We start from the raw sequence: 9,154 nt of genomic DNA on the forward strand, positions 1-9,154 counted from the left end.
GCGCGTTCTCACAGACAACGGGACGCCGTGGGCGCTACCTTTAGGTAGTGACCCCTGAAGACGCACCCCTCAACGAGCCCGCCGACGAGTCCCCCGCCCTGCCCGGATTCGAGGAGCTCGGCATCACCGGGCCCGTCCTGAAGGCGATCCGCGACCTCGGCTACGAGACGCCGTCTCCGATCCAGGCGGCGACGATCCCGACGCTGCTCGGCGGCCGTGACGTCGTCGGCATGGCGCAGACCGGAACCGGTAAGACCGCGGCGTTCGCACTGCCCGTCCTCGAGCGTCTCGATGTGTCGCAGAAGACTCCGCAGGCACTCGTCCTGGCCCCCACCCGTGAGCTCGCACTCCAGGTGTGCGAGGCGTTCGAGTCGTACGCGACCAAGATGAAGGGCGTCCACGTGCTGCCGGTCTACGGCGGCCAGGGCTACGGTGTGCAGCTGTCTGCGCTTCGCCGCGGCGTGCACGTGATCGTCGGCACGCCGGGGCGCATCATGGACCACCTCGCCAAGGGCACGCTCGACCTCTCCGAGTTGAAGTATCTCGTCCTCGACGAGGCCGACGAGATGCTGAAGATGGGCTTCGCCGAGGACGTCGAGCAGATCCTCGCGCAGACGCCCGAGGAGAAGCAGGTCGCGCTGTTCTCGGCGACCATGCCCGCGCAGATCCGCCGACTCGCGCAGAAGTACCTGCGCGACGCGGAGGAGATCACGGTCAAGTCGAAGACCGCGACCAACACGAACATCACCCAGCGCTACCTCGTAGTCTCGTACCAGCAGAAGGTCGACGCCCTCACCCGCATCCTCGAGGTCGAGAACTTCGACGGCATGATCGTGTTCGTCCGCACGAAGAACGAGACCGAGACACTCGCCGAGAAGCTGCGCGCTCGGGGATACTCCGCCGCCGCCATCAACGGCGACGTGCCGCAGGTGCAGCGCGAGCGGAGCGTCAACCAGCTCAAGGACGGCAAGCTCGACATCCTCGTCGCCACCGACGTCGCCGCACGCGGCCTGGACGTGGAGCGCATCAGTCACGTCGTGAACTTCGACATCCCCACCGACACCGAGTCGTACGTGCACCGCATCGGCCGCACCGGCCGTGCCGGCCGCACCGGCGACGCGATCAGCTTCATCACGCCGCGTGAGCGCTACCTGCTCAAGAGCATCGAGAAGGCCACGCGTCAGGCGCCGACCCAGATGCAGCTGCCGACCACGGAAGATGTGAACACCACGCGTCTCGCGCGGTTCGACGACGCCATCACGGCCGCCCTCGCCGAGACCGCGCGCATCGAGGCGTTCCGCGACATCGTCGCCCACTACGTGCGCAACAACGATGTGCCCGAGTCGGATGTCGCGGCGGCGCTGGCCGTCGTCGCGCAGGGCGCCACGCCGCTTCTGCTCGACCCTGAGAACGACCCGCTCACCACGGCCGTCGAGCGTGACAACCGTCCGCGCCGCGACGATCGGGAGCGCCCGGCCCGCGAGCCTCGTGAGCGTCGCGGTCGCGGTGACTACGCCCCGTACCGCATCGAGATCGGCCGGCGCCACCGCGTCGAGCCGCGTCAGATCGTCGGCGCCCTGGCCAACGAGGGCGGTCTGGGACGTGACGACTTCGGTGCGATCAACATCAAGCCGGACTTCTCGATCGTCGAGCTGCCCGCGAACATGGACCCGTCCGTGCTCGAGAAACTGCGCGACACCCGCATCTCCGGTCGCATGATCGAGATCAAGCCCGACCGCGGTCCGCGCGGCGGTGGAGCGCGCGGCACCGGCGGCGGCTACGAGCGTCGAGACCGTCCTGCCCGCGACGACAAGCCGTTCCGCAAGCCGCGCCACAAGGGCTGACTCTGTACTCGCGTCCTCGGGAGGTGACATGGCGGCTGCCAGTGTGATCGTGCGGGGGCGCGTGCAGGGTGTGGGATTCCGCTGGTTCACGCAGGAGGCCGCGCAGGAGCACGGCGTCACCGGCTGGGTGCGCAATCGCCGGGACGGCACGGTCGAAGCCGAGCTGCACGGAGCGGATGCCGACGTACGGGCGGTCCTCGACGCGATGGCGCAAGGCCCGAACGGCGCGCACGTCGACGAGGTCGCCGTGACCGACGCGCCCGTCGCTGAACCATCCACGTTCGAGATCCGCGGCACCGCGTAGCCGAAACAGGTCCTCCCCGGCTGAGACGGGCCGTGGCACGCCCTGTTTCGCAGGGCAGAGCGTGTTTCGCGGGCCTCAGTCGAGCGCGCCGGGCCCCTGCGTGACGAGGAGGTGGAACTGGGCGGCATCCAGAATACGGATGCCGAGTTCCTCCGCCTTGCCGAGCTTCGAGCCCGCGCCGGGACCGGCCGCGACGAAGTCCGTCTTCTTCGAGACGCTCGAGGCGGCCTTGCCACCGGCCTGGATGATGGCTTCCTGTGCGCCCTCGCGCGTGTAACCCTCGAGCGAGCCCGTCGCGACCACCGTGAGCCCCTCGAGCACTCCGCCCGCGGCGACTCCCGCGCCGGGACCGGGGTGCCCTGGAGTGGCCCAGCGGACGCCCGCGGCTGCCCACTGCTCGACGATGTCGACGTGCCAGTCGATCTCGAACCAGTCGCGCAGCGAGTCGGCGATGATGCCGCCGACTCCCTCGACCGCGGCGAGTTCCTCGCGCGACGCCGCGCGGATCGCGTCGAGCGACCCGAACCACTGCGCGAGAGCCCGGGCGGCGACGGGGCCGACGTGACGGATGTTCAGCGCCACCAGCAGCCGCCACAGATCCTTGGTTTTGGCCTTCTCGAGTTCGGCGAGCAGCGTCTGCGCCTGAGATGACGGCTGCGGACCCTCGATCCCCTGCTTCTTCTCGGCCGCCGTCGGGTTGCGGCGGAACGGCGAACGTGTCTTGACGATGCCGTCCTCGTCCTCCTTGGGGAGCCCGGTCTCGGCATCCTTCACCACGACCTGGATCGGCACGATCTGCTCGAGGGTCAGGGTGAAGAGCCCCGCTTCGGTGTCGAGCGGCGGCGTCGCCGGCACGCTCGGCTGCGTGAGCGCCGCCGCCGTCACCTCGCCGAGGGCCTCGATGTCGAGAGCGCCGCGCGATCCGATGTGCTCGACGCGGCCGCGCACCTGTGCGGGGCAGGAGCGCGCGTTCGGACAGCGCAGGTCGATGTCACCCTCCTTCATCGCGCGCAAGGGCGTGCCGCACTCGGGGCACTTCTCAGGCATGACGAACTCGCGTTCTGATCCATCGCGCCGCTCGACGACCGGGCCGAGCACTTCGGGGATGACGTCTCCCGCCTTGCGCAGCACGACCGTGTCGCCGATGAGCACGCCCTTGGCCTTGACGACGTCCTTGTTGTGGAGCGTCGCCTGGCGTACGACCGAACCCGCGACGTGCGCGGGCGCCATCACCGCGAACGGCGTCGCCCGCCCGGTGCGGCCGACCGACACCACGATGTCGAGGAGCGTGGTCTGCACCTCCTCCGGCGGATACTTGTAGGCGATCGCCCAGCGCGGTGCGCGACTGGTCTGACCGAGTTCGTCGTGCAGCGCGAGTTCGTCGATCTTCACGACGATGCCGTCGAGCTCGTGCTCGATGTCGTGCCGGTGCTCACCGAAGTGCGTCACGAAGTCGGTGACCTCGTCGACCGACCGGCACACCCTCGAGTGCGGGCTCGTCGGCAGCCCCCACGAGGAGAGCAGCTCGTACACCTCGCTCTGCGCGGCGACCGGCGGGTTCGGCCAGGCTCCGATGCCGTGCACGTACAGTGACAGCGATTCGATCCGCAGCAGCCCCGCTTCGAGTTCGAGGCCGTCTTTCTTGTCGATCTGCTGCCGGAGTCCGCCACTGGCCGCATTGCGCGGGTTCGCGAAAGCGGGGAAGCGCCGCGCAGCCGCACTGCGGGCCTTCTCCTCCTCGAACGGGCGTTTGGCGCCGCCCCTGGCCTCCCAGCGGTTCAGCGCGTCGGCGTACGCCCGCTCGCGGAAGTCTGCCTGGGCGGCGTTCAACCTCTCGAACGCCGCGACGGGGATGAACACCTCGCCACGCACCTCGACGATCGCCGGGTGTCCTTCGCCGCTGAGCCGCTCAGGGATGTCGGTCAGACGCAGCGCATTCTCGGTCACGATCTCGCCGACGCATCCGTCGCCGCGCGTCGCCGCCGAGGTGAGCGCGCCGTTCTCGTACCGCAGGTTGATCGCCAGACCGTCGATCTTCAGCTCGGTGAGCCAGGCGACATCGCGCCCCGCCGCGGCCTTCGTCTTCGCCGCCCAGTCGCGCAGTTCGTCGACAGAGAAGACGTTGTCGAGGCTCAGCATCCGCTCGGCGTGCTCGATCGTCGCGAGCCCGGTCGCCTGCGCGGCGCCCACCATCTGCGTCGGCGAGTCCTGCCCCTGCAGTTCCGGATGCAGGCGCTCGAGCTCCTCGAGCCGGTGCATCCAGCCGTCGTAGGTTGCGTCGTCGACGAGCGAGGTGTCGCGACCGTAGTACGCGTCCTTGGCTTCGAGGATGCGCGTCGTCAGCTCTTCGGCCTCGGCGCGGGCGTCTTCCAGCGAGATGTTCTCCGGCATCCGATCAGTCTACGAGCGGGGGCGGACATCGCCGTGGATGCTCGTGGACGGTTTCGACTCAACTGCGGTTCGCTCAGCCCGTTTCGTCTGCGCGCTTCGCGCTCCGCTCAACGACCCGCGGGAAGAGTCCGCTCAACGGTCCGCAGGGAAGATCCGGCCACGGGTGTGGTCACTGGGGAACGGGAACGGCGGAGACCGTCTTGTCGATCGTGAACTGCCCCAGCACCCGGGTGCCGACGTAGAGCACGGCGGTCTGACCCGGCGCGACGCCGTCCAGCGGCACATCCGGAACGACCGCGACGCCATCCGACGACACCGTCGCGTGCGCAGGAACCGGATCGGAGTGCGCACGGATCTGCACCTCGCAGTCGAACGACGACTGGGCGGGCGCGGCGCCCGCCCACGAGTGGCGCTGCCCCGAGATCTCGCCGATCGCCAGCGCCTCCTTGGGCCCCACCACGACCGTGTTCGACACCGGACGCACCTCGAGCACGAACCGAGGCTTGCCGTCCGGTGCCGGCACTCCGAGCTTGAGCCCGCGACGCTGCCCGACGGTGAACGCATGAGCACCGTCGTGCGAGCCGATGACGTTGCCGCCCCGATCCAGGATCTCGCCCTGCTCCGCCCCGACCTTCTCGGCCAGCCAGCCACGGGTGTCGCCGTCGGGGATGAAGCAGATGTCGTGGCTGTCGGGCTTCTGCGCGACGCTCAGTCCGCGCTCGGCGGCCTCCGCGCGCACAAGCGCCTTCGACGGCGTCTCGCCCAGCGGGAAGTAGGTGTGCGCGAGCTGCTCGGTCGTGAGCACGCCCAGCACGTAGGACTGATCCTTGGCGTTGTCCGATGCGCGGTGCAGCTCGAGCCCGCCCTCGCCGTCGACGAGCGTGGCGTAGTGACCGGTGCACACCGCGTCGAAGCCGAGCTCGATCGCCCGCTCGAGCAGAGCGGCGAACTTGATCTTCTCGTTGCAGCGCATGCAGGGGTTCGGCGTGCGCCCGGCCTGATACTCGGCGATGAAGTCGTCGATCACGTCGTCGCGGAAGCGCTCCGAGAAGTCCCACACGTAGAACGGGATGCCGAGCATGTCCGCCGCGCGACGGGCGTCCATGGCGTCCTCGATCGTGCAGCAGCCGCGGCTTCCGGTGCGCAGCGTTCCGCCCGCCCGCGAGAGCGCGAGGTGCACACCGGTGACGTCGTGGCCCGCCTCCACGGCACGTGCGGCCGCGACGGCGGAATCGACGCCCCCGCTCATGGCCGCAAGAATCCGCATGGGTCCAGTCTACGAGCCGTGCGCTGTGCGGGCACCGGATGCTCTGGCATAGGCATCCGCGATCACGCCCAGCACGGCATCCACATCATCGCCGGTGGAGGTCCGCCCGAGCGTGAACCGCAGCACGCTGCGCGCGTCCTGCTCAGTGCCGCCCATCGCCGTCACGACGTGCGACGGCTCGGCGACGCCGGCCTGGCAGGCAGATCCGGTGGATGCCGCCACCCCGGCCACGTCGAGCATGAAAAGCAGGCTCTCCCCGACTGCGCCGGGGAACAGGAAGTGCGCGTTTCCCGGCAGCCGGTCGACGGGATCGCCGAGTAGCCGCGCGGAGGGCACAGCGGAGCGGATGCCGTCGACGAGCCGGTCGCGCAGGATGCGCAGCCGCGCGCTCTCGGCTTCGCGCTCGGCCCCAGCCGCCACCAGAGCGGCCGCGAACGCCGCCGCTCCCGGCACATCCTGGGTGCCAGCGCGCAGACCGCGCTGCTGCGCCCCGCCGTGCAGCAGCGGAGAAAGCTTCGCCGTGCGCGCGACGACGAGCGCGCCCACCCCGACCGGGGAGCCGATCTTGTGCCCCGCGACGCTCATGGCGACCAGGCCCGCTCCTGCCGCGGCATCCCCGCGCAGTTCGCGGAACGACAGCGGCAGATGACCGACCGCCGCCACGGCATCCAGATGCAGCGGCACCCCGGCGCCGGCGGCCGCCGCGGACAGCGCGCCGGCGTCGTTGACGGTGCCGACCTCGTTGTTCGCGACCAGTGCAGTGGCGAAGGCTGCGCCGGGCAGCGCAGCCTGGAAGGCCTCGGCCTCGATGCGTCCGGTCGCGGACAGTGCCACCGCACGCACGTCCGCCCCCTCCGAGGCGAGCGCCGCGACGGTGTCCATGGTGGCGTGGTGCTCGCCGTCCGGAAGGACGACGGCATCGGCATCCGCCGGGCGCGATGCCCACAGGCCGTGCAGTGCAGTGTTGATCGACTCGGTGCCGCCGGAGGTCAACACGATCTCGATCGGATCGCTCCCGAGCACCGCGGCGATGCGCTCGCGGGAGTCCTCGAGCAGCCGTCGGGCGTCCTGACCGGCGCCGTGCGTGGATGAGGCGTTGCCGACGACGTCGGACGCCGCCAGCCACGCCTCGCGCGCCTCAGGACGCAGCGGGGTCGTGGCCGCGTGATCGAGATAGAACCGCATCCCTCAATGCTCGCTCATTTTCGCGCTCTACGCTGTACCCATGCCCACCTTCACCGCGCCAGGCGGCGCTGCCCTCGATGGCCTCGGCGTACGACTGCACGACGGCGTGGCGACCCTGCGCGTGTGGTCGCGGAACGCCTCCTCCGTCGAGCTCGTGGTGTTCGACGAGACCGACCTGGACTGGGTCACCGACGAGGCCGACCTGGAGCGCGGAGCCGATGGCGTCTGGGAGGTGACGACGCCCCTGCTGCAGCCGGGCACGCGGTACGCGCTGCGCGTCGGCGGCCCGCACGGGCCCGGCAACACGTTCAACCCCGAGACCCTCCTGCTCGACCCTTACGCCCGAGGCCTCGCGCAGGGCGACGGCTATGAGGACTGGAGATCCGTCGTCATCGAGGACGGCTTCGACTGGGGCGGCGCTGAGAAGCCGCAGGTGCCGCTGGATCGCACGATCATCTACGAAGCGCACCTGAAGGGCGTCACCAAGCGGCATCCCGACGTGCCGCCCGCCCTGCACGGCACCTACGCCGGGCTCGCGCACCCCGCGATGATCGAGCACTTCCGGTCGCTCGGCGTCACAGCGATCGAGCTGCTCCCCGTGCACGCCTTCGCATCCGAGCCGCGGCTCCTCGAACGCGGGCTGACGAACTACTGGGGCTACAACACCCTCAACTTCTTCACCCCGCACAACGCATACGCCACCGAGGACGCCCGCAAGCAGGGTCCGGAGGCCGTGCTCGCGGAGTTCAAGGGAATGGTCAAGCTGCTGCATGAGGCCGGGCTCGAGGTCATCCTCGACGTCGTCTACAACCACACCTCCGAGGAGGGCATCGGCGGCCCGCGCTCGAGCCTGCGCGGCATCGACAACGCCAGCTACTACCGTCAGCAGCCGGACGGCGCATACATCGACACCACCGGAGTGGGCAACACGCTGAACACGGCGATGGATGCCGGGGCACGACTGGTCCTCGATTCGCTGAGGTACTGGGCGCAGGAGATGCAGATCGACGGCTTCCGCTTCGATCTGGCGGCCGCGCTCGGCCGCGACGCGTCCCACGAGTACTCCCGCGAGCACCCGTTGCTCACCGCCATCCGCGACGATCCTGCTCTGAAGGGCGTCAAGCTCATCGCCGAGCCATGGGACGTCGGCTTGGGCGGGTGGCAGACGGGCAACTTCCCGGACGGCTGGCACGAGTGGAACGATCGCTACCGGGATCGGGTCCGCAACTTCTGGCTCAGCGACATCGACTACGCACGACGTGCATCGGCTCCGGTCGGCATCGGCGGCTTCGCCACGCGCCTGGCCGGCTCCTCGAACACGTTCAGCAAGGAGCGCGGCCCACTCGCCAGCATCAACTTCGTCACGGCGCACGACGGCTTCACCCTGCACGACCTCGTCTCGTACGACGTCAAGCACAACGAGGCCAACGGCGAGGACAACCGCGACGGCGCCGATACCAACCGCGCGTTCAACCACGGCGTCGAAGGGCCGACGCACGACCCCGCGATCAACGCGGCGCGCCGGAAAGCGATGCGGAATCTGCTCGGCACCGTTCTGCTCTCCGCCGGCATCCCGATGCTCACGGCAGGCGATGAGACGGGGCGCACGCAACGCGGCAACAACAACGCCTACGCCCACGACTCGGCCCTGACCTGGCTCAGCTGGGAGCTCGAACCGTGGCAGGAGGATCTGCGCGCCCACGTGTCCACTCTCACGCGCCTGCGCAGGGAGAACGCGGCGCTGCGTCCGAGCCGGTATGCACGGCGCGACGTGCACACCCCGAACGCCTCGGTCATGGACTGGTACAACCAGCACGGCGAGACGATGGACGAGTCGCACTGGACCGACCCCGGCAACCGCACACTGCAGTACGTCGCGGCATCCACGCCCGTCGATGAGCGGATCAACCGCATCCTGCTCGTCGTGCACGGCACCGAGTCCCCCATCGACGTCACGCTCCCGACCTCGATCGACGGGGCGACGAAGTTCGTCTCGCTCTGGTCGAGCGCTGACGAGCAGCCCCGCGTGGGGACCGAGGGATACGCGCCCGGCGACGTCCTGCCGACGCCCGGCACGTCGATGCGGTTGTTCCGCATCGAGTAGCCGCGCGGCACACGCCGCCGGTGGGTTCTGTGCGACACTGCGGCAGGGTACATTCAGGG

The 9,154-nt window shown here is 69.7% G+C and carries 6 protein-coding genes; 3 read left to right on the forward strand and 3 right to left on the reverse strand.

Going from position 1 to position 9,154, the window contains the following annotated elements:
* Positions 1–47 precede the first annotated feature (47 nt).
* Positions 48–1,844 (forward strand): DEAD/DEAH box helicase, encoded by a 1,797-nt coding sequence (locus tag IM776_RS08835; RefSeq protein WP_228479685.1) that lies wholly within the window; start codon positions 48–50, stop codon positions 1,842–1,844.
* Positions 1,845–1,872: 28 nt separating this feature from the next.
* Positions 1,873–2,148 (forward strand): acylphosphatase, encoded by a 276-nt coding sequence (locus IM776_RS08840; protein WP_194419710.1) that lies wholly within the window; start codon positions 1,873–1,875, stop codon positions 2,146–2,148.
* Between the two features lie 75 nt (positions 2,149–2,223).
* Here the strand turns inward: IM776_RS08840 and ligA are convergent, their stop codons facing one another.
* The 3 genes from ligA to IM776_RS08855 all read right to left on the reverse strand — a co-directional run bounded on the left by ligA (position 2,224) and on the right by IM776_RS08855 (position 6,991).
* Entirely contained in the window at positions 2,224–4,539 is a 2,316-nt protein-coding gene (ligA, locus tag IM776_RS08845) for an NAD-dependent DNA ligase LigA (RefSeq protein WP_194419711.1), read from the reverse strand.
* 169 nt (positions 4,540–4,708) lie between these two features.
* The gene (mnmA, locus tag IM776_RS08850; RefSeq protein ID WP_194419712.1) at positions 4,709–5,806 is read right to left on the reverse strand and encodes a tRNA 2-thiouridine(34) synthase MnmA; all 1,098 of its coding nucleotides are present in this window, start codon (positions 5,804–5,806) and stop codon (positions 4,709–4,711) included.
* Positions 5,807–5,815: 9 nt separating this feature from the next.
* Entirely contained in the window at positions 5,816–6,991 is a 1,176-nt protein-coding gene (locus IM776_RS08855) for a cysteine desulfurase family protein (RefSeq protein WP_194419713.1), read from the reverse strand.
* Between the two features lie 40 nt (positions 6,992–7,031).
* On the opposite strand from IM776_RS08855, the gene glgX reads away from it, so the two are divergent.
* Positions 7,032–9,095, forward strand: coding sequence for a glycogen debranching protein GlgX (gene glgX / locus IM776_RS08860; RefSeq protein WP_194419714.1), 2,064 nt, complete (start codon positions 7,032–7,034; stop codon positions 9,093–9,095).
* Positions 9,096–9,154 lie beyond the last annotated feature (59 nt).

This window comes from Microbacterium abyssi (assembly GCF_015277895.1).
GTDB lineage: Bacteria > Actinomycetota > Actinomycetes > Actinomycetales > Microbacteriaceae > Microbacterium > Microbacterium abyssi.

What these genes read in the sequence shown, in the direction of transcription:
- ligA (WP_194419711.1), bottom strand. Translation starts at nt 4,539, where the DNA reads ATGCCGGAGAACATCTCGCTGGAAGACGCCCGCGCCGAGGCCGAAGAG.
- IM776_RS08855 (WP_194419713.1), bottom strand. Translation starts at nt 6,991, where the DNA reads ATGCGGTTCTATCTCGATCACGCGGCCACGACCCCGCTGCGTCCTGAG.
- glgX (WP_194419714.1), top strand. Translation starts at nt 7,032, where the DNA reads ATGCCCACCTTCACCGCGCCAGGCGGCGCTGCCCTCGATGGCCTCGGC.
- IM776_RS08840 (WP_194419710.1), top strand. Translation starts at nt 1,873, where the DNA reads ATGGCGGCTGCCAGTGTGATCGTGCGGGGGCGCGTGCAGGGTGTGGGA.
- mnmA (WP_194419712.1), bottom strand. Translation starts at nt 5,806, where the DNA reads ATGCGGATTCTTGCGGCCATGAGCGGGGGCGTCGATTCCGCCGTCGCG.